The organism is Sphingomonas oligophenolica (assembly GCF_039522915.1).
In the GTDB taxonomy this organism is placed as follows: Bacteria; Pseudomonadota; Alphaproteobacteria; order Sphingomonadales; family Sphingomonadaceae; genus Sphingomonas; species Sphingomonas oligophenolica.
This window is the reverse complement of the sequence record NZ_BAAAEH010000039.1, coordinates 25,201-50,743: the sequence shown is the minus strand read 5'-3', so window position 1 is coordinate 50,743 and position 25,543 is coordinate 25,201. Positions and strand designations below refer to the sequence as shown.

The window sequence follows — 25,543 nt, the reverse complement described above, 5'->3', positions numbered from 1 at the left end:
TATGGCTTTATCCGCGCATATTCTTCGCGTCTTCGCGTCTTCGCGTGAAAAATCATGGCGGCGCGGAGGAACCGAAATGTTGAATCCCCAGAGCATCGACACAGACGGAAGATCAGCCGATGCGGGTGATCTCGCGCCAGCCGATGTCGCGGCGGCAAAAGCCGGTCGGGAAGTCGATGCTGTCGACGCCGCGATACGCCGCGGCCTGGGCTGACGCCACATCGGGGCCGATCGCGGTGACCGCGAGCACGCGCCCGCCCGCGGCGACCAGCGTGTCGCCGTCACGACGGGTCCCCGCCTGGAAAACGCGCGTGCCGGTTGCCTCGGCCGCCTCGATCCCGGCGATCGCGCCGCCGGTCTCGGGCGTGCCGGGATAGCCTTTGGCCGCCATCACCACCGTCAGCGCGGTGTCAGCCGAGAAACGCGCGGGCGCGTGCCCGGCGAGCCGGCCCTCCGCCGTCGCCAGCAGCAAGCCGAGCAGATCCTCGTCGAGCCGCATCATCAGCACCTGGCATTCGGGATCGCCGAAGCGGGCATTATATTCGATCAGCTTCGGGCCCTGGGCGGTCAACATCAGGCCGGCATAAAGGACCCCCGAAAAGGGCATGCCGGCCGCCTTCATCGCGGCGACGGTCGGCAGGATGATCTCGTCGATCGCGCGCTGTTCGAGCTCGGGCGTGAGCACGCGGGCCGGGCTGTACGCGCCCATCCCGCCGGTATTGGGCCCGGTATCGCCATCGCCGACGCGCTTATGGTCCTGCGCGGAGCCGAACGGCAGGATCGCGTCGCCATCGGTGAGCACGAACAGGCTTGCTTCCTCGCCCTCGAGAAATTCCTCGATCACTGCCTCGGCGCCGCGCACCGCGAACAGGTCGGCGATCGCTGCCTCGGCTTCGTCGCGCGTCGTCGCGACCGTCACGCCCTTGCCGGCGGCGAGCCCGTCGGCCTTGACCACCACCGGCAGGCCGAAATCGCCGAGCGCGGCCAGCGCGCCGTCGCGCGACGTGACGCGGGCATAGCCGGCGGTCGGGATCTTCGCGCGGGCGCACAGATCCTTGGTGAAGCCCTTCGATCCTTCGAGCTGCGCCGCCGCCTTGTTCGGCCCGAAGACGGGAATGCCCATCGTCCGGATATTGTCGGCGAGCCCGTCGACCAGCGGCGCCTCGGGGCCGATCACGACCAGGCCGATCGAGTTGCGATGGCAGAAATTGATCACGTCGCGGTGGTCGGCCGGATCGAGCGCGACCAGCTCCGCATGGGCCGCGATCCCCGGATTGCCGGGGGCTGCATATAATTTCCCGAGGCGCGGCGATTGCGCCAGCCGCCATGCCAGCGCATGTTCGCGACCACCGGATCCGATCAGCAGGACATTCATGGCCGACCCTTTCTCCGACACCGCCCAGGATGGGGCCGGGCGGCTGGTAGCCGAGCAACTGCCCGGCGACAACGCCGCACCGGTCAGCGTCGGCGAACTCGCGCTCAAATTGAAACGCATCGTCGAGGGCGAATTCGGCCATGTCCGCCTGCGCGGCGAGATTTCGGGCTATAAGCGAGTCGCCTCGGGCCATGCCTATCTGAGCCTCAAGGACGACAGCGCGGTGATCGACGGCGTGATCTGGAAGGGACAGGTCTCGGGCCTCGCCTTCCAGCCCCAGGACGGGGTCGAGGTGATCGCGACCGGTCGCATCACCACCTATCCGGGCCGCTCCAAATACCAGATCATCATCGAGCGGATGGAGCTGGCCGGCGAGGGCGCCTTGATGGCGCTGCTCGAGAAGCTGAAGGCGAAGCTTGCCGGGGAGGGTCTGTTCGACGTTCGCGCCAAGAAGCTGCTGCCCTTCCTGCCGCGGGTGATCGGCGTCGTCACCTCGCCGACCGGCGCCGTGATCCGCGATATCCTCCACCGCCTCGAGGATCGCTGCCCGACCCATGTCCTGGTCTGGCCGGTCAAGGTGCAGGGCGACGGCGCCGCGGCCGAGGTCGCCGGCGCGATCCGCGGTTTCGACGCGATCGCGCCGGGCGGTCCGGTGCCGCGCCCCGATCTCATCATCGTCGCGCGGGGCGGCGGCTCGATCGAGGATCTCTGGGCGTTCAACGAGGAGGCCGTGGTCCGCGCCGTTGCGGGTTGCTCGATCCCGCTGATCTCGGCGGTCGGCCACGAGACCGACACGACGCTTGTCGATTTCGCCGCCGATCTGCGTGCGCCGACACCGACCGCGGCGGCGGAGATGGCGGTGCCGGTGCTCGCCGACCTGCGCCTGGCGCTCGACGGCTACGGCCAGCGCACGGAACGCTGCGCGCGGCGCCATCATGAGCGCGCCCGCGAGCGGCTCGAGGCGCTGGTGCGCGTGATTCCCAGGCGGGACGCGTTGCTCGGGCCGCAGCGCCAGCGCGCCGACGATCTCGGCGCGCGGCTCGATCGCGGGCTAGAGCGGCGAGTGACGCTGGCGCGGGGCGTGCTCGACCGGTCGGCCGGGGCCCTGCGGCTTTCAGTGCTGGAGCGCCAATTGGCCGCGTCGCATGACCGGCTGACCCGAACCTGGCGGCTGGTCGAATCGCTGAGCCACAAGAGCGTGCTCGCCCGCGGCTATGCCTATGTTTCGGCACGGCCTTCGGGCGTCGTGGTCGGCTCGGCAGCGGCGGCGCGCGCCGCCGGCGCCGTCACGCTCCACTTCCGGGACGGGCCAGTCGATGCGCGCCTTGAGCGGCCGGGCGGCAAGGCATATGAGAAGGCCAGCCCGGATCAGCCCAGCCTGTTGTGAATCCAGTCCCTTTGTGAGCAGAGTACACCGATGTTGATGTCGAATAGCGATCGCCCCGCCCGCCTCCATTATATGGCCAACGGTTTTCGCGTGCTTGCGACCGGCGACCATGTCGTCTGCGCGATCTCGGGCGCGCGCATCCCGCTCGAGGACCTGCGCTACTGGAGCGTCGAACGACAGGAGCCCTATGCCAGCCCGGAGCTGGCGATGCAGGCGATGGCGCCGCAATGAAGCGGGCGCGGCGCTGGACATGGGGAGTCTCGGCGCTGCTGGTCCTCGGAAGCTGCGTCACCGCGGCTGAACCGCGCGCCGCCGCCGAGCGGGTTACGGCGACCGCGCGCACGCCGGTGCCGCAGCCGATACAGGCAGGCGCGCGGGAGGCGGCGCGGGGGAGTTTCAGCTATTCGGGTCGCATGATGCAGGGCGGGATGGTGATCGGCATCGCGCCCGCCGGCACCTCCCTGCTCGCCTTCAACGGCGCCGCCATTCCGGTCGCGCCCGACCGGCGTTTCCTCATTGCGTTCGATCGCGACGCCGGCCCCTCCGCCACGCTCGTGGCGACACTCGACGACGGCCGCGAGGTGCGCGACACGCTGACCGTCGCGCCGCGCGCCTGGGATATCTCGCGGCTGGACACCTTGCCGAAATTCCCGGTGCCCGAACCCGAATTCGAGAAGATCCGTCCGGCGGAGCTGGCGCAGATCAACGCCGCGCGGCGGACCCAGGTCGTCTCGGACGGATGGCGCCAGCCTTTCCTGTGGCCGGTGCTCGGCCGCATCTCCACCCTGTTCGGCTCGCAGCGTATCTACAAGAATGGCGAGGCCGGCTCCTATCATTCGGGCATCGACATCGCCCGGCCGACGGGCACCGTCGCGCTCGCGCCCGCCGATGGGGTGGTCATCCTCGCCGCCGACCACCCCTTCACGCTCGAGGGGAATCTGTTGATGATCGACCATGGCATGGGCCTCAACAGCGCCTTTCTTCACTTGTCGAAGATCACCGTCCATGTCGGTGAGCGGGTGCAGCGCGGCGAGCCGGTCGGGCTGGTCGGGATGACCGGCCGCGCGACCGGGCCGCACCTCCACTGGAGCATGAAATGGCGCGATTCCCGTATCGATCCGCTGCTGGTCGCCGGGCCGATGCCGGTCGCGCAATGAGGGGAAGGGGCCTCACTTTTTCGCGGCCGCAATAAAGTTACGTATTGCTGCCCCAGTGCAGCGCAACAATGTCGCGATCGTGTCATTTTGGCTACAGGAGGATGAACCCCTTCATTCAACCTGAATGCACGCTCTACAGGTTCGCGAGGCCTGTCCTGTCGCCGGTGTCGCGAACGTCATTCTCAAGGGCCGTCCATGCGGGGATCGCGGAGCGGGCGCTGGGTTTTTGGTCGGCACCGCGGCGGACCAACCTATTCGGCGTGCGCACACGGGGTTGCGCGCACCGGACTATAATATCCGCTTGACCTTCACCCCTGGCGAGCCCGCCACCCGCATGACGAAGCTGCCAAGCGCCCCACGCTTCACCACGACGTCAAGACCTGGCTTCGGGCTTCTGTAGAACGGCCCGGTGTCGGTCTGCTGCCAGACTGAGCCGTCCTCGAGGCGGATCGTCCAGCCTTCGACTCCCTCGCGGCTCGATGCGATCTTCGATTCGATCTGGGCGACTTCGGCCGGACCCTTGTCGTTGGCGTCGCCGAAAAGCCTGATGTGGGGCAGCGTCAGCCCGAACAGGCTGCGCTTCGCGTCGCGAATCTGTTCCTTGTCGACGATCACCACGTCCTTCGCCTTCTCGGCGGCGTCGAGCGATGCGACTTCCCGATCATAACAGGCAAGCCGATCTGCCGTTTCCTTTATCGCGCGGCAATCGACGAGACGCTGGAATGCCTGCGCCCGGCCAGACGCTTCGGTCTGCTTCGCCACGGCCGGCCCGGTCATGACTGCGGTGAACAAAGCGATGTAACCCAGCCTCATAGCTTTCTTCCTTCGTTCTTCAGGCTGACTGTCCTGTATCGCATATTTCGTCATGTGGCACGGTTGCAACACTGGCGATGCAAATTTGTGCGGTGCGGTCAAATCCCGTTTACAGAAGTTTGGCAGGGGCGCACGCAGCAAATCTTGCCCGACCCGAACAAAAACTGTTCGCCGTTCGGCCCAAACGCCGTGGCTCGACTGCGGCTAAAAAAAGGGAATAGCACACGTGAAAAAGCACGTAACAATCGCAACGCTCAAGAATGGCGCCGCACCGATCGCATTGGGCCTGGCGCTGCTCTCGGCTCAGGCACATGCGCAGGCCGCGCCGCAGACGTCGGCGGATACGACACTCCCCACCACGCAGACCTCGGATAGCGCACCGGGCGGCGACGTCGTCGTAACCGGGTCGCGCATCCCGCAGCCGAACCTCACATCGACTGCGCCGGTGACCGTCGTCTCCAGCCAGGAAATCAAGCTGCAGGGCACGACGCGGGTCGAGGACCTGCTCAACTCGTTGCCGTCGGTCTTCGCGAGCCAGGCGTCGTCGCTGTCGAATGGCGCGGACGGGACGGCTTCGGTCGATCTGCGCGGCCTCGGCACCACGCGTACCCTCTCCCTGGTGAACGGCCGGCGCATCGTCCCCGGCGATCCCAGCCCGACGAGCGGTTCGGCCGCGGACATCAACATCATCCCGACCTCGATCCTGAAGCGGGTCGAAGTGCTGACCGGCGGTGCCTCGTCGACCTACGGCGCGGACGCGGTGGCGGGCGTCGTCAACTTCATCATCGATACCGACTTCACTGGCGTTCGGGTCGACGGCCAGTACAACTTTTATCAGCACAATAATCGCGACAAATTCCTGACGCCGCTGCTGGACACGCGGGCGAGCCAGGGCCTTGCCGGCTATGGCTATCCGCGGGGCAATGTCGCTGACGGCGGCACCGTCGACGCGACTGTCTCGATGGGCGCCAAGTTCGACGATGACCGCGGCCATGCAGTGGCCTATTTCGGATACCGCAAGGTGGACCCGATCCTGCAGGGCAGGCGCGATTACAGCGCGTGCGTCCTTCAGAACACTGGTGCCGGCAAGCCGCGTTGCGGCGGCTCCGCGACGTCGGACAATGGCAATGCCGTCGTGTTCGCGGGCGGCACATCGACAATCTATACATTCGCGCCGAACGGCGGCTTCAACAACTCGACCAGCCTCTATAACTTCGCCCCGACCAACTATTATCAGCGCCCGGATGAGCGCTACACGGCGGGCGCGTTCGTCAATTACGAGATCAGCGATGCGGTCAAGCCGTACCTCGAATTCATGTTCATGGACGATCGTACGGTCGCGCAGATCGCGCCCTCGGGCGATTTCGGCAATACGCTGACGATCAACTCGGACAACCCGTTCATCTCGCCGGCGCAGCGCGCTGTCATCTTCGCCCCGGGCAACCTGATCAACGGCTATCTCGGCAATTTCCCGCTGGCAGCGGGGGCGCCTTTCAACCCGAATCCGGGTGCGGCGCCGCTCTCGTTCATCGATCCGACCACTGGCAATCCTTATAATCTCGGCTTCTTCCAGTTGCTGCGTCGCAATGTGGAAGGCGGTCCGCGCCAAGCGGATCTGCAGCACACCGATTACCGCGGCGTGGTCGGCGTCAAGGGCGATCTCGGCCATGGCTGGTCGTACGACGCCTATTATCAATATGGTCGGGTGAAATACACCCAGATCTACAGCAACGAGTTCTCGGTCCGTAAGCTCAACCTCGCGCTCGACGCGGTACGCAATCCGGCCACTGGTCAGATTGTCTGCCGTACGACGCTGATGCCGGGCGGCGACCCGAACTGCGTGCCCTATAATGTGTTCGGCGGGGCAGGGGCGGCTTCGGCCGCGTCGGTTGCCTATCTTTCGGAGACTGGATTCCAGAGCGGCACCACGACCGAGCAGATCGCCAACGCGTCGCTGACCGGCGATCTCGGCCAATATGATGTGAAGACGCCGTGGGCCACTGACGGCGTCAGCGTCAACATCGGCACTGAATATCGCAAGGAATCGCTCGAGCTGAAAACCGACGAAGCCTTCTCGACCGGTGATTTGACCGGGCAAGGTGGTGCGACGCTGCCGATCTCGGGCAGCTTCCACGTCATCGAGTTCTTCGGCGAGGCGCAGGTTCCGCTGGTGCAGGACAATTTCGTCCACGATATCTCGTTTAACGGCGGATATCGCTACTCGTCCTACAAGACGAGCGCCGGCCGCAGCTACAATACCAACACCTTCAAGCTGGGTCTCGATTTCGCGCCGGTGCGCGACATCCGGTTCCGCGCTTCCTTCAACCGTGCGGTGCGGGCACCGAACATCCAGGAACTGTTCGCCACGCCGACCGTCGGCCTCAACGGCAGCAAGGACCCGTGCACCGGAATAGTGGGCGGGGTTCACGCCTCAGACTATGGTTGCCGCGCCCAGGGTCTCGCCATCGGCCAGGATCCGTCGTCCAATCCGGCCGGCCAGTATAACGGCCTGATCGGCGGTAACCCGGATCTGACGCCCGAAAAGGCGACGACCAAGTCGTTCGGTGTCGTGTTCCAGCCGCGCTTCATTCCCCGGCTCGCGGTGACGGTCGATTATTTCGACATCAAGATCAGGGACGCGATTCAGCCGCCGTCGCAGGACGCGATCCTGAAGGACTGCGTGCTTCATGCCACCGCGACGTTCACGCCTGAATCATGCACCCTGGTGCACCGCGACGCCGCGGGTTCGCTGTGGCTCACCCCCGGTGGCTATGTGAACAACCTCCCGAACAATCGCGGCGTCGTGCAGACCAAGGGCATTGAGGTCGGCGCCAATTATTCGCAGCCGCTCGGCGGAATCGGGTCGCTGGCGCTGGCCTTCAACGGCACCTATCTCGACAAGTACATGGTCGATAACGGGGTCACCCAGCAGGCCTATGACTGCGCCGGCCTTTATGGCCCGGTTTGCAGCAGCGGTGGCACCACGGTCAGCGGTGCGACGATGCCGCATTGGCGCCACAAGGCTCGCCTGACCTGGCAGCATCCGAGCGGTATCGGGCTGTCGCTGCAATGGCGCTATATCGGTCCCGTTTCGGCCGAGACGACGAGCAACTATGAGGCTCTGTCCGCTATCGCCGCGAACCAGTTCAATCCGGGCCTGCACATCAAGTCGTACAGCTATTTCGACCTGGCGACGACCTTCGCCGTCGGCTCGAGTTTCAAGTTCCGGCTCGGGGTCAACAACCTGATGGACAAGCAGCCGCCGTTCGTTACCTCGGGCAATGGCGGCAAGGATGGGTCGAATCTGTGCCCGACGGGCCCATGCAACGGCAATACCTATCCGGCGACCTATGATGCGCTCGGCCGCTATCTGTTCGCTGGCGTCACGCTCGACTTCTGACGCCGTCGCCGTTCTAAAATCTGGGGCGGCGGGCCTTCGGGCCCGCCGCCCTTGTCTTGCCCGTTTCTTCCCTGTGGCATCGCTGAGCAATTCGATTGCATTGGCGCTGATACCCGGTCCAAAAGGCCAAGGTGGCTACTTCACCCATATTAGATGCCGGAACCGCAGATGCGCTGCGACAGGCCATGGGCGCTGCCCAGCGGGGCGATCTGTCCCACGCGCGCGCGCTCGCTGAAGGGGCTCTGGCGCGGGGCGGGGATGTCGTCGCGCTCAACGCCTTTCTGGGCATGCTGCGGGCGCGCGGCGGTGACACCGCGGGTGCGATCCGGCATCTCAAGCTGGCGCATCGCGGTCGCCCCGATGACGCGACCATCGCGTGCAACCTGATTTCGGCGCTGATCGAAACCGGGATGCCGGCGGAGGCGCTCGAGGTCGCGACGCACGATTTCGCCTTTGCCGATCCCAGCCTGCGGATCGCGCGCTACCGCGGCTTTCTGGCCCAATCGCTCGACAATTTCCAGGTTGCGGCGGAGGCCTATGAGCATGTCGTCGCGCACGCACCGCGCGATTTCGAGAGCTGGAACAATCTGGGCAACGCCCGAACCGGCCTCGGGGATTTCGACGGCAGCGTCGCCGCTCTCACGCGCGCCGTGGAGCTCGATCCGCTCGCCGCGCCGACGCGCCTCAACCTCGCCATCGCGTTGCACGCGGCGGGCCGTGCGGCCGAGGCCGAAGCAGTGCTGCGCAAGGCGGCTCGGGATTTTCCGGACGACGATCGCCCGCTGCATGAGCTTTATGTCGAATTCAAGCACGATGGGCGCGATGACGAGGCGCTGCCCGTCATCGAGGAAGCGAGCGCCCGCAACCCCTCCAACGCAGGCCTGCAGCTCAAACTGGGTGTGGAATATGGTCTCGTTCGGCGGCCTGCCGATGCGGAGCGAGCGTTTCGCGCTGCGATCAGCTTCGATGCGACGCTCGTCGATGCCTATCTCGGCCTGGCGATTCAATATGAGCATACCAATCGCGAGGAGGAATTCGCACCGCTGATCTCGCTTGCCGAGGCAAACGGCCTTGAGGCCGGCCCGCTCGCCTTTTTGCGGGCGCTCGAACATCGTCGCGCCAAGCGGTTCGAGGAAGGACTCGCCTGCATCCAACTGGTGCCGCCCGAAGTGGAGCCGGAGCGTACGGCGCATATCCGGGCGACCCTGCTCGATCGACTGGGCCGCTCGGACGAGGCGTTCGGTGCGTTCGAGGAAGCGGCGCAGGTGCATCAGGCGAGCCCGACCGAGCCCCTGCGGCGCGGCGCCGAGCTTCGGACCGAGCTTCGCGCCGAGCTGCAGTTTATGACGCCCGAATGGGCGGCGGGCTGGGCCTGGGCACCGCCGGTCGCGGATCGTCCGGATCCGGTGTTTCTGGTCGGCTTTCCGCGTTCCGGGACGACGCTGCTCGACACGATCCTGATGGGTCATCCTGCCGTCACGGTGATGGAGGAGCAACCGCCGCTCAATTTCGTCGACAAGGCGATTGGCGGCCTCGCCGCGATTCCGACGCTCGACGCGGCGGCGATCACGAAAGCGCAGGCAGACTATTATGCCGAAGTTCAAAAGCTGGCCGCGCCTCCGCCAGGCAACCTGCTGATCGACAAGTCACCATTGTTTCTCAACAAGGTGCCCCTGATCAAGCGCCTCTTCCCGCGCGCGCGGTTCATCCTTGCGCTGCGTCATCCGTGCGACGTGTTGCTAAGCTGCTTCATGAGCAATTTCCGGCTCAACTCGGCAATGGCCAATTTCCTGCGTCTGGAAGACGCGGCCGAATTCTACGATCTGAATTTCCGGCATTGGGAGCAATCGCAGGCGCTGTTCGACATGGACGTGCATACGGTCGTCTATGAGCGGCTCGTCGACAATGTCGAAGCCGAAGTGCGGCCGCTGATCGATTTCCTCGGGCTCGACTGGCACGAAGCAGCGCTTGATCATCAGCGGACGGCGAAGTCCCGCGGTTTGATCACCACCGCCAGCTATTCGCAGGTTACCGAGCCCATCTACTCCCGTGCGGCCGGTCGATGGGAGCGATATCGCACGCATCTGGAGCCGATCCTGCCGACGATCGAGCCCTGGGTGCGAAAGTTCGGCTACTCGCTTTGAGCATCGATCCGCTGACGCACCTGGCCGAAGCGGATCGCGCTCTGGCGGCGCAGGATCTGCCCCGCGCACTCGTGCTGCTGCGCCAGGCCGCCGAGGCGCAGCCTGACAGCCTGGCGATATGGATGCGGCTGGCAGGGGTCACCCGCGCCGCCGGGCAACCGCGCGCGGCGCTCGACGCGATTCATCGGGCGCTTGCCGTCTCCCCGCTCGATTTCACCGCGCTGCTCATGCGGGCAAGCCTGCTCGAGCGCCTGGGCGATACGAACGCTGGCGAGGCCTGGGGTCACGCGATCGCGCAGAAGCCCGACGGAAATTTGCCGCCGCAGCTGGCCGCCGCGCTGGCCGATGGAGAACGTCGTCATGCGGCGTGGCTCGATCAGCGTGAGGCGCGACTAAGGGAGGGCATGGAGGCCATCGAACGCGTCGCCGATCGAGAAGAGCGCCAGCGGATCGCCCGCTTCCGCAGCAACGTGTTGCGCCGGACGCGGCCCTATCACAGCGAGCCGACTCATTTTCATTTCCCGGAATTGGCCGAACGCGAATTCCACCCGCGCCGCCTTTTTCCCTGGCTGTCGGAGCTGGAAGCGCAAACCGATACCATCGCGGCCGAGCTGGACATCGCGATGAAGGCCGAGCGCGCCGAGCTTGTTCCCTACATCCAATATGCCGAGCACCTGCCGCTTCGCCAATGGCAGCCGCTCAACCACAATCGCGACTGGACGGCGATTCACCTCCGGCAGAACGGCAGGCGGATCGAGGCGAATGCGCGCCATTGCCCGCGTACGCTCGCGCTGCTCGATCAGATTGGCCAGCCGGCCATTCCCGGGGCGTCGCCCAATGCCATGTTCTCGCTGCTGGCGCCGAAGACCGCGATCCCGCCCCATGTCGGGGTGAGCAACGCGCGCCTCGTTTGCCATCTCCCGCTGATCATCCCCGAGGGGTGCTGGTTTCGCGTTGGTGACGAGACCCGATATTGGCGGCGCGGCGAGGCGTTCGTGTTCGACGATACGATTGAGCACGAGGCGCTGAATCCGAGCGATCAACTCCGCGTCGTCCTCATCTTCGACCTTTGGCACCCGGACCTCAGTGCAGTGGAGCGCGAGGCGGTCACCGCGCTCATCGCCCTTGAGGGGGGCGGTTCGGCCGAGGGATTGTGACTTTCGCGGCGCGGCTTGAGTCCGTCCGGCGGGGCCATGCCGGCGCTGACGAGCTCGCGAACCTCGCTGAACTTGCGCTTGCCCAGGGGGAGGAGGAAGCCGCTCTCCCGTTCCTGGTGCGCGGGGCCGAGCGGTCGCCGGACGCGCGTTTGTGGCAATGGACAGGGCTGCTGCAGCGCGCGCTCGACGAGCATGAGGATGCGTTGGCCTCTTTCGGCCGCGCCGCGCGGATTGCACCGTTCGATGCCAGCATCGCCCGTGGCCGCGCGCAGGTCGCGTTCGAGGCAGGGCTGGATGCCGTCGCATTGTTCGAGCATGCACGCCGGCTCGCGCCGGAGAAGGGAGATTTGCTGCTCGCTCTCGCTGCCGCGCGATTGGCCGTCGGGCGGGGCGAGGAGGCCATCGCCGAACTCGACGCGATCCTGGCGCAGGCGCCGCTGTGGCTGCAGGGTCACGCACAACTAGCCCAGCTTCGCGCTGTCCTTGGCCATTCAGCCCAGGCGACGGCGTCGATAGAACGGGCATTGGCGGCGATGCCGGCCGAGCCGGCACTGTGGACCAGCCTGTTCGATCTTTCGCTCCGTCGTGAGGATTTCGCCGCGCTCGAGGTTGCCGTCGGGCGAGCACGGACGGCGGGCCAGGACGAGGGACTGTGCTCGGAATATGCCGCGGTGGCCGCCGCCGAACGCGATGACGCAGATCGTGCGGCGGCGCTGTTCGACCGGGTCCCGGCCGTCGCGCAACCCAGGCTCGCGATCTGGCGGATCCGCCATTTCTTGCGGACCGGGCAGCTCGATCGAGCGCTGCGGTTGATCGATAACGAACTGAAGGGCGAGCGCGCGGCGGCCGCCTGGCCCTATGCCGCGATGGCGTGGCGGCTAGCCGGCGACGCGCGCAGCGGCTGGCTGGAAGCCGATTCGCGACTGGTGGCGACGATCGATCTCGGCGGCCTTCCGTCGCTCGATCGCCTGGCGGCGCTGTTGCGCTCGCTGCATATCGCGAAAGGCGAGTATCTGGACCAGTCGGTGCGCGGCGGTACGCAGACTGACGGCCCGCTATTCAGCCGCATCGACCCGCTGATTCGTTCGGCACGGACAGAGGTGGTGACGGCCATCGGGCGCTATATTGCCGACTTGCCGGACAATGATGCCTCGCATCCTCTGCTGCGCCATCGTCGCGATCGCCGCATCCGCTTCGCCGGGAGCTGGTCGGTTCGGCTCCGCGATGGCGGTTATCATGCCAACCATGTCCATCCGCAGGGCTGGATCAGTTCGGCGCTCTATGTCGCCCTTCCGGCGCGACAGCCCGGAGAGTCGCCCGAGGCGGGCTGGCTGGCTCTTGGGGAGCCGCAGGCGGCGCTCGGTGTTGATCTCCGCCCGACCCACTTGATCGAGCCCCGGGAAGGCCGGCTGGTCCTGTTCCCTTCCTGGATGTGGCATGGAACGCGTCCCTTCGCGAATGGCGAGCGTCTCACCATCGCATTCGACGTTGCTCCACCCCGGTGATCGACCAGCGATTGCTCTTTCCGCAGCGGTCGGTCATCCTGCGGAAATATTCACCTTGGAAAGGATTGACGATGCCAACCTCAATCCAACGCGGCCTGTTTGCGATTGCGGGCTTTGCGCTGGTGGTCCCGGCTGGGGCGCAGAGCGGGACGTCTCACCACGAAGCCCGCAAGCACGACCCGAACGAGGTCCTGTGCGAAAAGCAGGAAGTGCTCGGCAGTCGACTGGCGGTCAAGAAAATCTGTATGACCCGCGCGCAATGGGACGCGCAACGCCAGTCGGACCGCGACCTGGTCGACCGCTCGCAGCTCACGCCCTGCGTGCGTAACGGCGGTTGTTGACCGCGACGCGGGGCCACCGACGCGAACTGGCGCCCGACCGATCATTCCGCACTGGATAACCCGCGATCGGCGCCTGCCCCAGCGGCGGCAGGCGTCCCCGGCGTTGCGTCGAAACCTGCCCTCGTCGGTGAAGGCGGGCGTCTGTGTCAGTAATACCAGCGTGCATTGATCAATATTCATGAGCCCATTGGCGCAGTCCGATGGACATGATGCGCCAGGGTTGATCGATGAGGCTGTTCGAGGCGCGGCAGCTACGGTCGACGATATCGTCGTATGAGGAGACGTCGCATGAGGAGAAGGTGCGGCTGGACAGCCAGTGGTCGCGCATGAGCTGTCGGACATTCCCGACCCCGGGGAACCGGCCAGCGCGATCTGGCGCCGCGAGGATCTCGAACCGCCGCTGCGCCCGGACCATCCGCGATTCAATGCGGATCCGTCTCGGCAGGGATGAGCTTCCAAGACCGAGAAAACAGCAGCAGATCACCGCAATGCGTCGACCCGACCGGCGAAGGCGTCGCTCATATCCTCAACCAGGATTCCACGGATTATAAGGTCGTTGGCGTATCCACCGGGTGGCGAGCCATTTAACGCCTTGAATAACCGGTAGGCCAGCATGCTCCGATCGTCGATCTGGCGATCCGTCGGCCAGAGCGTTCGAGAACAGGATGGCGTCGCCCCCGCGCGGCGAGACGTTCAGTCCGTTGGCGGTGAACCGGGTTTCGCCACCACGAAAGCCTTCATTGAGGTAGACAAGGACCGTCTTGATGCGCTGGTTCGGCGCATTGTCGATGCTGTCGAGATGGGCACGATATTGTTGTCCGGGCGCGTAGCGCAAGACGGCGAGGGGTTCACCCTGCTCTATGGCGGTGTTGCTGACCGCGGCGAGCCGCGCGTTGATCGCGCGGACTACCAGATTCTCGCGCGCCGGGCCGATCACGGCGCCGAGGGAGGTTCGGATAGGGTGGCTCACCATCTTGCCGGTGCGCGGATCGATGACGACGGCGGGCTCGAGCACGTCCTGCGCCGTCATAGCGACATATTGGCATTCGGCCGGTGACAGGAGGCCGGGAAAGCGCACCACGTCGGGGGATTCGCTCAGGCGTTCGCCGACTGGCACCCGGGTCGGGCGTCCGTCCTCGTCGAGGTCCATCAACGCGAGCAGAGCGAGCTGGTTTGCGGCGACCGGATCCCCGGCCACCGCTTCAAGCAGGCCATGGGCCGCGCGCCAGTCGGATGGCCCGCCCGATCCGGTGGCGACGAGCGCGACTTCCATGAGCGCGGCATCGGCATGGCCCATCTCCACACAGCGGCGAAGCACGATGCGAGCCCGGGCCAGATCGCGCGGGAGCGGGTTTCCTGCCAGCAGCCACACCGCCAGCGTGAACGATGCGTCGGGATCACCGGCAGCTGCGGCCGTCTCGATCGTTTCGATTGCCTGGGCCGTGTGCCCGGAGGCGAGGAGTACGTTTGCGCGGGCAACGCTGCCTGTGTCGTTCATCAACCTTCACTAACAAAAAAAGGGGCCGGCGAATATCGCCGACCCCTCGAAAGCCTGTTGCAGGTTACTCAGAAACTCGCGGTCACGCCCGCATAGAAGCGGCGGCCGACCGGCTCGTAGATCGCCGTACCACCACCGATGGCGGTCGAGCCGAGCGGGGGAAGGCGGTTGGTGAGATTGTCGACCCCCAGATAGAAGTTCGACCCCTTGCTGATGTTGAACCCGAAACGAGCGTCCATATAGAGAACCGACGGATAGTAGGGGATGCTGAAATCGTCGATGTTCTGGGCCGGACGGCCCTGGAACGCCTCGTGATTCTCGATCGCACCGACCGCCATGCTCGACAGATAGCGAAGCTGATAGTTCAGGAACACCGGGCCGAAGTCGCCCGAGATATTCCAGTTGAAGGCATCCTTCGGGTTACCGATCTCGCCGTTCAGGTTATCCGCGAAGCCCGGCTGGCTCGGATCGAGGAAAGTCTCGTTCGTGAGCGAGTGCGTATAGACCAGGTGGGACGTCAACCGCACGTCGCCAAACCGATGCGTGTAGTTCAGGTCGACGTCGATGCCGCGAACCTGGAGCCGCGCATAGTTCAGCGTGACCTGCTGGAGACTACCCTCGATGATGCGGAACGGGGTGCCGGTAACCGTACCCGCCGCGTCATCGCGCTTAAACTGCGCGCAGAACTGGTTGGCGGTGGTCGGCGAGTCATAGCAGCTATTGACGATCTGCTGCGCCGACGGCGCCGTGATCACGTTGTTCACCTTGATGTTGTAGTAGTCGACCGAAAGGCTCAGGCACGGCACGAAACGCGGCTGGAGCACGACACCATAAGTGTACGAGTCCGACTTCTCCACATTGAGTTTCGGGTTGCCGCCGCTCATGATCTCCAGCGACTGGGCGTACCGGAAGTCATAGGGGTTGGGGCCGGTGGTGTTGATGCCTGCCGACGCGCAGTTGTGCTCGCGGAACGTGGTTCCGCTGGAGATGTTGACGTTCGAGCAGGGATCCGAGAAGCCCGGCGCGAAATTCTGGCCCAGCGGCGAATACAGATCCGACAGGTTCGGTGCGCGAACGGCGCGCGAATAGTTCGCCCGGAAGCGAATGTCCTGGATCGGCGCGTAATCGACACCGGCATTATAGGTCCAGACCGTGCCGGCCGACCCCTTGTAGCTCGACACGCGACCGGCGCCGCTCAGCGTCAGCTCGTGCGCAAAGGGGAGGTCCTTCAAAACCGGCAGGCGAAGCTCGGCAAAGCCTTCGGTCACTTCGAACGACGGCGGCGCGAACTTCTGGATCGCGTTGTAGAAGGTGTAGCCCTTCTCGACGAGCGGGTCCTCCCGGAAGAAGGCGGTTTCACGGCGATACTCGCCACCGATGGCGAAACCGATCGGGCCGCCCGGCAGGTTGACGAAGCTGCTCGAATCGCCGTTGATGAAGGCGGTCAGGTCGAGCTGGGTAATCTTGCCGGTCGCGACGGTGTCCTGCAGGATATAATTCTTGGCATCCTGCGAGATGCTGCCCTCGCCGAACGGGTTGAGCGGCTTGCACGCGGCGATATCGGCGGCGAGCGTCGCCGGATTTCCGCCGAAATCGTCATAGGCGCGGGTCGGATCGATCTGCGAGCCGCAGACGATCTGGCCGGACGAGTTCTTCTTCGCATCCAGCGCGAGCAGCTCGCGCTGGACGTTCACGTTGCCGAGGACCTTGGTCTTCTCATGGAACTCGCCATAGTTGGCGGACACTTCATAGTGCCAATCGTCGTTGAACGTGCCCTTCACGCCGCCGACGATGCGATAGGTCTCACGCTTGGCGGCTTCAGTGCGCGAGCCGAGGTCAGTCAGGTTCTTGCGCAGAATGAAGCGGAACGAGCCCGCGTTGATCGCGTTGATCGTGTTCTGCTGAACCTGCGCGGCCGTCAGTTTGACACTGCCGTCAGGATTGAAGGTGGGCGCGAACGCCGCGCCAGTATTGGGCTGGAAGCCCGCAGTCGCGGATGCGAGCGCCTGCGTTGTCAGCACCGACTTCGCCTGCGCACTCAGATATGGGTTGTCGAGCCGCGGCCGCTCATAGAAGCCGTCGATCGTTCCGCCCGTGTAAAATGCCGGACCCGAACCGCCCTGGCCGACTGAATCGGTACGGACATATTTGGCTTCGACGAACGGCACGAACGCATCCGAAACCTCGAAGTGACCGATCAGGTTAGCCGAATAGCGATCGAGCTGCGGCAGGATCTGCACGAGATCGCCGGTACGCCGCGTGTCGCCATTGCCACCCAGAAACGAGCCGGTCGGCGTGGCGCTGGGAACCGCCACCGATCCACCCGCGATGCCGATGCGGCTACCGGTCTCCGACGTAATCGTGCCATCGGGCTGGAACAGAAAATTACAGGTATATGCCCGACCGGCGAAGTCTTTTCCGCAAGTGGTGCCGTTGCCCCTGAAAGCGACCAGGCCGCCGGCTGAGAAGGTCCCGACGCGAATGTCGTGGAAGAACGCCGAGTCAGGAATGCCATCGCTGCCGTTGGGCAGACCGGCCGCATCGCTTTCGACGGATACAAAGCCATCAGCGTGCCGCAGATAGTCGCGCTCGGATGCGTAGAGGCTGTTCTCGCGGGCATATTCGAGGTCGATGGCGATGTTGCCGCGGCCGCCGGCGAAGTTCTTGCCGGCGAGAACGCTGGCATAATAGGAGCCGGCATCGCCATATTGGCTGATGCCGCCCTGCGCGTGGAGCTGAAGGCCCTGGAAATGGTCCTTGAGGACGAAGTTGACGACGCCTGCCAGCGCGTCCGAGCCGTACACTGCCGAATCGCCGCCGGTCACGACGTCGACGCGCTCGATCAAGTCGGTCGGGAAGGTGTTGACGTCCGGCGACACGGCATTGTTCAGGATGTCGGCGCCGACATGGCGGCGGCCGTTGACCAGAACCAGGGTGCGCTGGGTGCCGAGGCCACGAAGATCGAGCAGGTTGAGGCCCGATGTCCCGAGGAAGCGAGTCGAGTTCGCCTGACTGAAGGTGCTCCGCAGCGCCGGCAGATCGTTCAGCACGTCGCCGACGGAAACCCGCGCGGTCTGCTGGATCTCGGCGGCAGTGACGGTGGTGACCGGAACGGTTGAATTGTCGTTGGGGCGCGCGATGCGCGAGCCGGTAACGACGACCTCGTCCTTGTCGGCCTTGGCGTCATCCGGTGCTGCCGCGTCGGCTACGGAAGCCGGAGCAGTCTGAGCCTGGGCGTGAGCGGGTGTCGCCGCCAGCAGGATGGAGATCGGCGCCACGGTGGCGAGCAAGCTCATTTTCCGCGCGAAAAGGGTGCTGTTGATCACGTAATTTTTCCCTCGCTTGACCCTTCCGGCCGCTGTTGCGATCCGGCAAGGTGATTGCCAAGCCCCTGTCGCCGCACGCAATACGGCCCCAAAGACATGTGGTTTGATTGAACAGGCCGCGATGGGCTGTAAAGCTTCCATTCATAATCGGCGTTCACCTTTCGCCGGACATGTATCCCAAATGACACAGCGGCGACATGGACGTGCAACATAAGTGCCGCCTGAGTAATTTTGTTGCAGGCGCTAACGGTCGTGATCCATAGCGCGGCGCTGACGTGGCGCCGGAGGGCTGCCCGAGGCATCGGCGAAGCCGCTGGCCGGCGCGCTCACGTGGCTGAACGATTCCGCCAGTCACCGGCTCCGCATCGGCCTGCAATGTCGACAGCGCTCTCGGGATCGAGGTCATGGCAAAGAAGCTGGCCGAAACCGACGTGCTGGCGGCGCCTGATCAGCGCATCAAGACCGAGCCTGTCTGCCTCAAGGGGCTATCAGGGCGGCGAAACCCGATTCGAGCAGGCAGCGCCGACGATCACCGGTGGCGCCCGCCACGCAGCCCAGTTCGGCAACCTCCTGCCGGACGGATCGATTGATCCGATGTCGCTCTACGCGGGACCGCCGGCGCGGGCCGACGCATCATGGCCAGCCACGCGCCGGATCCGCGAGCGGATATATTCTGCCTGGTTGCAGGAAATAGTCCGCCGACGCGTTGCTGCCCCGACAATCTCCGGCCGCGCCGTACCGGCGCCCGCGATCACGCGACACTCAACTCCAGCTTACCGTCGCCCTCGTCGACCCGAATGGTGGCTCCATCCTTCACGTCGCCGCGCAGGATCAGGTCAGCCAGCGGGTCCTGCAGGTAGCGCTGGACCGCCCGCTTCAGCGGCCGGGCGCCATAGACCGGGTCGTAACCGACCCGCCCCAGCCACGCCCGCGCGCCATCGGTCAGGTCGAGCACCACCTTGCGATCGGCGAGCAGCTTCTGCACGCGGCTCACCTGGATATCGACGATCGGCGCCATCTCGCTCTGGCCGAGGCGATGGAACAGGATGATCTCGTCGAGCCGGTTGAGGAATTCAGGCCGGAAATGCGCGCGGACCATCTCCATAACCTGCGGCTCCACGCTCGCGACATCGGCGCCATCGGCGAGGCTCGACAGATATTGGCTGCCGAGATTCGAGGTGAGGATGATCAAGGTGTTCGAGAAATCGACCGTGCGGCCCTGGCCGTCGGTCAGCCGCCCGTCGTCGAGCACCTGGAGCAGCACGTTGAACACGTCGCCATGTGCCTTCTCGACTTCGTCGAACAGCACGACCTGATAGGGCCGGCGCCGTACCGCCTCGGTCAGCACGCCGCCTTCCTCATAGCCGACATAGCCGGGAGGGGCGCCGATCAGGCGGGCGACCGCGTGCTTCTCCATGAACTCGCTCATGTCGATGCGCACCATCGCGGCGGGATCGTCGAACAGGAATTCAGCGAGCGCCTTGGTCAGCTCGGTCTTGCCGACGCCCGTGGGTCCGAGGAACAGGAAGGAGCCGAGCGGCCGGTTCGGCTCCTGCAGGCCGGCGCGAGCGCGTCGCACCGCGGTCGAGACAGCGCGCACTGCCTGGCTCTGGCCGATCACCCGCTTGCCGAGCGCTTCCTCCATGCCGAGCAGCTTGGCGCGCTCGCCCTCGAGCATCCGGTCGACCGGAATGCCGGTCCAGCGGCTGACGACCGCCGCGATATCGTCGGCGTTCACTTCCTCGCGCAGCATGGCGCCCTTGGTCGCCCCGGCGGCCTCGTCGAGCTGGCGGGTCAGTTGCGGGATCGTGCCATAGGAAAGCTCGCCGGCGCGGGCTAGGTCGCCCGCGCGCTGCGCCTGATCGAGCTCGAGCCGCGCGGCATCGAGCTGCTCCTTGAGCTTTGCCTCGGCATTGATCTTGTCCTTCTCGCCCTGCCAGCGTGTGGTCAGCTCTGCCGATTGCTGCTCGAGATTGGCGAGGTCGGTTTCGAGCGCGACGAGCCGGTCGCGCGAAGCCGCATCGGTTTCCTTCTTCAGCGCCTCGCGCTCGATCTTGAGCTGGATGATCCGGCGATCCAGATTCTCGATCTCCTCGGGCTTGGATTCCACCTCCATCCGGATCCGGCTCGCCGCCTCGTCCATCAGGTCGATCGCCTTGTCGGGGAGGAAACGGTCAGTGATGTAGCGGTTCGAGAGAGTCGAGGCGGCGACGATCGCCGCATCGGTGATCCGCACGCCGTGGTGCAGCTCGTATTTCTCCTTCAGCCCGCGCAGGATCGAGATCGTGTCGGGGACGGTCGGCTCGCCGACGAACACCGGCTGGAATCGCCGCTGGAGTGCCGCGTCCTTCTCGACATATTTGCGATATTCGTCGAGCGTGGTCGCGCCCACGCAGTGGAGCTCGCCACGCGCGAGCGCCGGCTTGATCATGTTCGAGGCGTCCATCGCCCCGTCGCCCTTGCCGGCGCCGATCAGCGTGTGCATCTCGTCGATGAACAGGATGATGTCGCCTTCGCCGGCGCGCACCTCGTCGAGCACGCCCTTCAGCCGCTCCTCGAATTCGCCGCGATATTTGGCGCCCGCGATCAGGCTGCCCATGTCGAGCGCCATCAGCTTGCGGTCCTTGAGCGTATCGGGCACGTCGCCATTGGCGATGCGCAGCGCGAGGCCCTCGGCGATGGCGGTCTTGCCGACACCGGGCTCGCCGATCAGCACCGGATTGTTCTTGGTGCGCCGCGCGAGGATCTGGATGGTGCGGCGAATCTCCTCGTCGCGGCCGATGACCGGATCGAGCTTGCCGTCGCGTGCCGCCTGGGTCAGGTCGCGGGCGAATTTCTTGAGCGCGTCGAACCGGTCCTCGGCGCCGGGCGTGTCGGCGGTGCGCCCGCCGCGGACCTGGTTGATCGCTGCGTTCAGCGCTTCCGCCTTCACCCCGGCGGCGGCAAGCGCCTTGCCTGCCGCGGTGATCGAGCCCAGCGCGAGCGCCACCAGCAGCCGTTCGACCGTGACATAGCCGTCGCCCGCCCTGGTCGCGATCTGCTCGGCTGAATCGAGGATGCGGACTGAATCATTGTCGAGACCCGGCGTCTGCTGCGCGCCGCCGCCCGAAACCGCCGGAATCTTCGCCAGTGCGGCATCGGTCTCGGTCACCGCCCGCTTCGCGTCACCGCCGGCGGCGGTGATCAGGCCGGCTGCCATGCCCTGCTCGTCCTCGAGCAATGCCTTCAGGATATGCTCGGGCGCGATCCGCTGGTGGCTCATCCGGATTGCAACGGTCTGAGCCGATTGCAGAAAACCCTTCGCGCGATCGGTGAATTTTTCCAGGTTCATGAATGTCCCTCCAATGTCGCACGCGATATGGTGTTGCACATTTGCAACACAAGCCCTTTTGCTGACATGTCCCGCGGCGCGGGCGCGGTCGATACGTAATTGTCACGAAGGCGACTTGCCACTCTCGCGCTCCCGGTGGGCACGCAGCGCCCAGGCGCAACATAACTGCCCGAATTGGTCGCTACGCGTCGCGAGTCGTCCCATCCATTGGACATGAGTGACTCGCCGATGAGAATGACCACTATCAACCTGGATGACGTCTTCGATCTGTTCGACCGGTTCGGAGAGCCTATGGGCCGTTGCTCGACCGGCTGACGCTATAGCATGGGTCAGGGTGCCCTGAGTTCAGCGGCGATCGACTGCAGTGCCCGCATCAGCGCGCTTCGCCGACGCTCCTTCTGGTAAACGAGATAATTGCTCAGCTGATATTGGCGATCGCCCGTATCGAGCGGGCGATAGGCGATGCGCGTGTCGGGCGGGCATTCGGAAGTAAAGAACACGCTGATCCCAAGGCCAAGGGCGATGCCTTCGCGGATCGTCTCCCGGCTCTGCAGCTCGATCAACGCGCATGGCTCGATATCGGCATCGGCCAGGGCGCGCTCGGTAAAGGCGCGGGTCTTCGAGTTGGGCTCGCGCAGCAACAGCGTTTCGCGCGCGAACGCAGCGATGGGGACGGTATCGAGCGCGGTCAGCGCATGATCGTGCGGCAGGGCGCAGGACAGGGTGTCGCTGGCCAGGGGCTCATAGCCGAGGGTGCCGTCGCCCGGTGGGTCGCTCGCCAGCGCCGCATCGATCTGCGCATCGTTCAGCCAGCGCATCACCTCCCGTGCATTGCCCATCCTGACCTGCACGACGGTCTGCGGATTGTCGCGGCGAAAAAGCTGTACCGTCTTGGCCGCGTAAAAGGGGTTGTCCGATCCCAGCCGCAGCACTCCGCCGGTAAGCGACAGGGTTTCGCCGAGCATCTCGTCGATATCGCCGGCCGTCGCGAACAGCCTCTGGGTGAGCCGGAACAGTTCGAGCCCGGCGCTCGTCAGCCGGAGCGGCACCTTGCGGCTTTCGAACAGCGTCACGCCGTAGCGCGCTTCGAGCGCCTTGAGCTGCTGCGATAGCGTCGGTTGTGAGACATTGAGCCGTCGCGCCGCGCGGGACACGCCTCCTTCCGCCGCGATGGCGTGAAACGTCCGTAAATGCTGATAATTCGCTGCCATGATGGGGTCACGCCTAACCCCGAGCCGTGACGCTTGCGTGACGATCTCGCGACTTTTCCATAGGCGGCGCCTATGCGGCCATCCAGCCAAAGACTTAGCCGCAGTGCAGCAATCCGATGAAAGCGTTTCTCGCGGGACCGGATCGACTCGGCCCGACGGGGAAACATGAATCTGCACCGGGCGCGACGCAAAGTCGCTTCGCCCGGGCGGTTCTCTTTGGGGATGAAGGCGATGAAAGCTCGATATCTGATGTCCTGTGCCGCGGCGGCGGTGCTCAGCACCGCGGCGCACGCAGCGCCGATCGAAGCCGGCGCCAGGCCCGCGGACGATCAGCCGGCGGCGGCCCAGCCCGCCGAACAGGGCGGCGACATCATCGTGACGGCAACCCGCCGCAACGAAAGCATCCAGAAGGTGCCGGCCACCATCCAGGCGTTTTCGGGCGACACGCTGGCGCAGCTCAATGTCACCACCTTCAACGACCTGCTGAAATATACGCCCAACGTCACCTACAGCAACAACGGCCCAGGCCAGGGTGCGATCTTCATGCGCGGCCTGTCGTCGGGCTTCGCGGGCAACCAGTCCTCGGCAACGATCGCCTATTTCCCGAACGTCGCGCTCTATCTTGACGACCAGTCGATGCAGTTCCCGGCGCGCAACGCCGATGTCTATGCGGTCGATCTGGAGCGCGTCGAAGTGCTCGAGGGCCCGCAGGGCACCTTGTTCGGCGGCGGCGCCCAGGCGGGCGCGGTGCGCTACATCACCAACAAGCCCAAGCTCGACACCTTCGAGGGCCATGTCGACGGCACCGTTGGCGGCACCATCGGCGGCGCGCCCAACGGCGCGTTCAACGCAATGGTCAATGTGCCGGTGATCAACGACAAGCTGGCGGTCCGCGCGGTGATCTATGCCGATCATCACGGCGGCTATATCGACAACGTGCCGAGCACCTTCACCCGCTCGGATTCGGATACCGGCAATTCCTATTTCAACGCCTATAATGGCGGCCATGTGCTGCCGCCGAGCCTGCAATCAAATGCGGGCCAATATGACAACCACGCGCTGGCGGCGAAGGACTTCAACCCGGTCGATTATATCGGCGGGCGCGTTTCGGCGAAATGGGAGATCAGCCCCGATTGGGACGCGCTGATCTCGGAGAGCTATCAGCGGATTCATTCCGAAGGCACGTTCGCGACCTACCCGACCGGTTCCGATTTCCAGAAGCTGGGTGAGCTCCAGACCACCGTCTTTTCGCCAAGCTACAACAAGGACGAATATTGGAACACCGCCTGGACGCTGAACGGCAAGGTCGGCGATTTCAAGATGGTCTATACCGGCGCCTATATGACCCGGCATCTGGAAACCCAGCAGGATTACACCAATTATTCGCGCACCGGCGGCGGCATGTATTATCAGTGCACCGGCGGCGGCACCGGCTGGGGCAGCGGCACGCCCTTCTGCTATTCGCCGGTCGCCTATTGGCACGACAAGGTGCGCAACACCCACATGACTCATGAATTCCGGGTCAGCACGCCCGACGACAAGCGGATCCGGGCGATCGCGGGCGCCTTCTATGAAGAGTTCCGCATCTACGATGTCATGGATTTCAACTACAAGACGATCCCGACCTGCACCACCGGGCTGATCGCGGCCAACGCTGCCTGTTCGGGCCTGGTCCAGCCCTATCCGGGCTCGACCATCAACACGCCCGGGCTCAAGTCGAACAGCACCGCCTTTGGCGAGGACACGCAGCGCGGCTATGATCAATATGCCTTTTTCGGATCGGTCGATTTCGACATCCTGCCGAACCTGACGCTGACCGGCGGCACCCGCTATTATCATTACAGCGAGTTCGAGACCGGCTCGCAGTACCAGACCTATGCGGGCAATTGCTATCAGGTGCTTGTCTGTGCCGTCGCCGGGTCGGGCAACGTCAACATCGACGCAGCCCACGACCATGTCGTCTATCACGGCTTCAAGAGCCGCGGGTCGCTGTCCTGGAAGCCAAGCGATCACACCATGCTCTACGCGACCTTCAGCCAGGGCTTCCGCCCGGGCGGCTTCAATCGCGCCACCAAGCTGATCCTGCCCGGCCAGAACGGCGTCGCCCAGCTGAACCGCCCCAACGGCTACGCTCCCGACAGCCTCACCAACTGGGAAGCGGGCATCAAGACCGACCTGCTCGACCACAAGGTTCAGCTCAACCTCTCGGCCTATTACATGATCTGGGAGAATGTGCAGATCGGCTTCTTCAATCCGGCCGGCGGCTTCGGCAACACCAGCTTCGTCACCAATGGCGCCAATTTCCACGTCAAGGGGCTCGAGGCGCAGGTCGTGGCGCGCCCGATGGCCGGCCTCAGCATCCAGGCCAGCGCGACCTATAATGAAAGCAAGCAGGTCTCGGCGCCCTGCTTCATCTCGAACGTCGCGGGTTCGGAGACTTTGGGCAAGTGCATCACCTATTATTACAGCGGCGGAAACAAGATCCCGCTGCAGAGCCCGTTCGGCGCGCTCGGTTCGAGCCTGCCCTATGCCCCGCATGTCCAGGGCGATATCCGCGCCCGCTATGAGTGGACCGGCCCGGCCAAGCTCGACTGGTTCGTCTCGGGCGGCGTCTCCTATACGGGCGTGACCTATAACCAGCCCTCGACCTATCCTTCGGGCGAAGGCGTGGTCGTCCCCGGCACGACCCTGCTGCGCTATCGCCAGCCCGGCTATGCGCTGGTCGATGCCGCGATCGGCTTCAAGCATGGCAACTGGAACCTGTCGATCTTCGGCGAGAATATCGCTGACAGCCATGCCAGCACCTTCACTTCCTCGGCGCAGTTCATCAAATCCGAGGTTGTGGTGCGGCCGACGACCTATGGCCTCAAGGTCGGCGTCGATTTCTGACGCCGACCC

At 65.0% G+C, this 25,543-nt stretch carries 15 protein-coding genes; 9 read left to right on the top strand and 6 right to left on the bottom strand.

Annotation, left to right across the window (positions count from 1 at the left end; all coding sequences use genetic code 11):
* Positions 1-112: 112 nt before the first annotated feature.
* Positions 113-1,375, bottom strand: a complete 1,263-nt coding sequence (gene purD, locus ABD050_RS19340; RefSeq protein WP_343891134.1) for a phosphoribosylamine--glycine ligase — start codon at positions 1,373-1,375, stop codon at positions 113-115.
* Here purD and xseA point away from each other — a divergent pair.
* The 3 genes from xseA to ABD050_RS19325 are packed head-to-tail and all read left to right on the top strand — an operon-like array spanning position 1,374 to position 3,919.
* A complete protein-coding gene (gene xseA, locus ABD050_RS19335) occupies positions 1,374-2,762 on the top strand; it encodes an exodeoxyribonuclease VII large subunit (protein ID WP_343891133.1) in 1,389 nt (462 codons plus the stop codon). The genes purD and xseA overlap by 2 nt on opposite strands.
* A 30-nt stretch (positions 2,763-2,792) precedes the next feature.
* The gene (locus tag ABD050_RS19330) at positions 2,793-2,993 is read left to right on the top strand and encodes a DUF2093 domain-containing protein (protein WP_343891132.1); all 201 of its coding nucleotides are present in this window, start codon (positions 2,793-2,795) and stop codon (positions 2,991-2,993) included.
* Positions 2,990-3,919, top strand: a complete 930-nt coding sequence (locus ABD050_RS19325) for a M23 family metallopeptidase (RefSeq protein WP_343891131.1) — start codon at positions 2,990-2,992, stop codon at positions 3,917-3,919. The genes ABD050_RS19330 and ABD050_RS19325 overlap by 4 nt, the downstream gene beginning before the upstream one ends.
* A gap of 288 nt (positions 3,920-4,207) precedes the next feature.
* Here the strand turns inward: ABD050_RS19325 and ABD050_RS19320 are convergent, their stop codons facing one another.
* Positions 4,208-4,732: a hypothetical protein gene (locus tag ABD050_RS19320; protein ID WP_343891130.1), complete on the bottom strand. Its 525-nt coding sequence runs from the start codon at positions 4,730-4,732 to the stop codon at positions 4,208-4,210.
* Positions 4,733-4,958: 226 nt separating this feature from the next.
* Between ABD050_RS19320 and ABD050_RS19315 the strand changes: the two genes are divergently transcribed.
* The 5 genes from ABD050_RS19315 (at position 4,959) to ABD050_RS19295 (ending at position 13,279) form a co-directional block, all read left to right on the top strand.
* On the top strand, positions 4,959-8,132 hold the full coding sequence (locus ABD050_RS19315) for a TonB-dependent receptor domain-containing protein (protein WP_343891129.1): 3,174 nt from the start codon (positions 4,959-4,961) through the stop codon (positions 8,130-8,132).
* Between the two features lie 131 nt (positions 8,133-8,263).
* A complete protein-coding gene (locus ABD050_RS19310; protein ID WP_343891128.1) occupies positions 8,264-10,276 on the top strand; it encodes a tetratricopeptide repeat-containing sulfotransferase family protein in 2,013 nt (670 codons plus the stop codon).
* On the top strand, positions 10,273-11,433 hold the full coding sequence (locus ABD050_RS19305; RefSeq protein WP_343891127.1) for an aspartyl/asparaginyl beta-hydroxylase domain-containing protein: 1,161 nt from the start codon (positions 10,273-10,275) through the stop codon (positions 11,431-11,433). The genes ABD050_RS19310 and ABD050_RS19305 overlap by 4 nt, the downstream gene beginning before the upstream one ends.
* Positions 11,430-12,938 (top strand): putative 2OG-Fe(II) oxygenase, encoded by a 1,509-nt coding sequence (locus ABD050_RS19300; RefSeq protein WP_343891126.1) that lies wholly within the window; start codon positions 11,430-11,432, stop codon positions 12,936-12,938. The genes ABD050_RS19305 and ABD050_RS19300 overlap by 4 nt, the downstream gene beginning before the upstream one ends.
* Positions 12,935-13,279, top strand: a complete 345-nt coding sequence (locus ABD050_RS19295) for a hypothetical protein (RefSeq protein WP_343891125.1) — start codon at positions 12,935-12,937, stop codon at positions 13,277-13,279. The genes ABD050_RS19300 and ABD050_RS19295 overlap by 4 nt, the downstream gene beginning before the upstream one ends.
* A gap of 526 nt (positions 13,280-13,805) precedes the next feature.
* On the opposite strand, the gene ABD050_RS19285 is transcribed toward ABD050_RS19295, so the two are convergent.
* The 4 genes from ABD050_RS19285 to ABD050_RS19270 form a co-directional block, all read right to left on the bottom strand.
* A complete protein-coding gene (locus tag ABD050_RS19285; RefSeq protein WP_343891124.1) occupies positions 13,806-14,576 on the bottom strand; it encodes a 2OG-Fe(II) oxygenase in 771 nt (256 codons plus the stop codon).
* A gap of 269 nt (positions 14,577-14,845) precedes the next feature.
* Entirely contained in the window at positions 14,846-18,073 is a 3,228-nt protein-coding gene (locus ABD050_RS19280; RefSeq protein WP_343891123.1) for a TonB-dependent receptor domain-containing protein, read from the bottom strand.
* Positions 18,074-18,854: 781 nt separating this feature from the next.
* Positions 18,855-21,434 carry an ATP-dependent chaperone ClpB gene (gene clpB / locus ABD050_RS19275; protein ID WP_343891122.1) on the bottom strand — a complete coding sequence of 860 codons (2,580 nt, stop codon included), beginning with the start codon at positions 21,432-21,434 and terminating at the stop codon, positions 18,855-18,857.
* Between the two features lie 329 nt (positions 21,435-21,763).
* On the bottom strand, positions 21,764-22,645 hold the full coding sequence (locus ABD050_RS19270) for a LysR substrate-binding domain-containing protein (RefSeq protein ID WP_343891121.1): 882 nt from the start codon (positions 22,643-22,645) through the stop codon (positions 21,764-21,766).
* 231 nt (positions 22,646-22,876) lie between these two features.
* On the opposite strand from ABD050_RS19270, the gene ABD050_RS19265 reads away from it, so the two are divergent.
* A complete protein-coding gene (locus ABD050_RS19265) occupies positions 22,877-25,534 on the top strand; it encodes a TonB-dependent receptor (RefSeq protein ID WP_343891120.1) in 2,658 nt (885 codons plus the stop codon).
* Positions 25,535-25,543: the final 9 nt, after the last annotated feature.

Bases quoted from the DNA above. Each gene is read 5' to 3' on its own strand.
- xseA (WP_343891133.1), top strand. From the start codon at position 1,374: ATGGCCGACCCTTTCTCCGACACCGCCCAGGATGGGGCCGGGCGGCTG.
- purD (WP_343891134.1), bottom strand. From the start codon at position 1,375: ATGAATGTCCTGCTGATCGGATCCGGTGGTCGCGAACATGCGCTGGCA.
- ABD050_RS19330 (WP_343891132.1), top strand. From the start codon at position 2,793: ATGTTGATGTCGAATAGCGATCGCCCCGCCCGCCTCCATTATATGGCC.
- ABD050_RS19325 (WP_343891131.1), top strand. From the start codon at position 2,990: ATGAAGCGGGCGCGGCGCTGGACATGGGGAGTCTCGGCGCTGCTGGTC.
- ABD050_RS19320 (WP_343891130.1), bottom strand. From the start codon at position 4,732: ATGAGGCTGGGTTACATCGCTTTGTTCACCGCAGTCATGACCGGGCCG.
- ABD050_RS19285 (WP_343891124.1), bottom strand. From the start codon at position 14,576: ATGGGCCATGCCGATGCCGCGCTCATGGAAGTCGCGCTCGTCGCCACC.
- ABD050_RS19280 (WP_343891123.1), bottom strand. From the start codon at position 18,073: ATGAGCTTGCTCGCCACCGTGGCGCCGATCTCCATCCTGCTGGCGGCG.
- clpB (WP_343891122.1), bottom strand. From the start codon at position 21,434: ATGAACCTGGAAAAATTCACCGATCGCGCGAAGGGTTTTCTGCAATCG.
- ABD050_RS19270 (WP_343891121.1), bottom strand. From the start codon at position 22,645: ATGGCAGCGAATTATCAGCATTTACGGACGTTTCACGCCATCGCGGCG.
- ABD050_RS19265 (WP_343891120.1), top strand. From the start codon at position 22,877: ATGAAAGCTCGATATCTGATGTCCTGTGCCGCGGCGGCGGTGCTCAGC.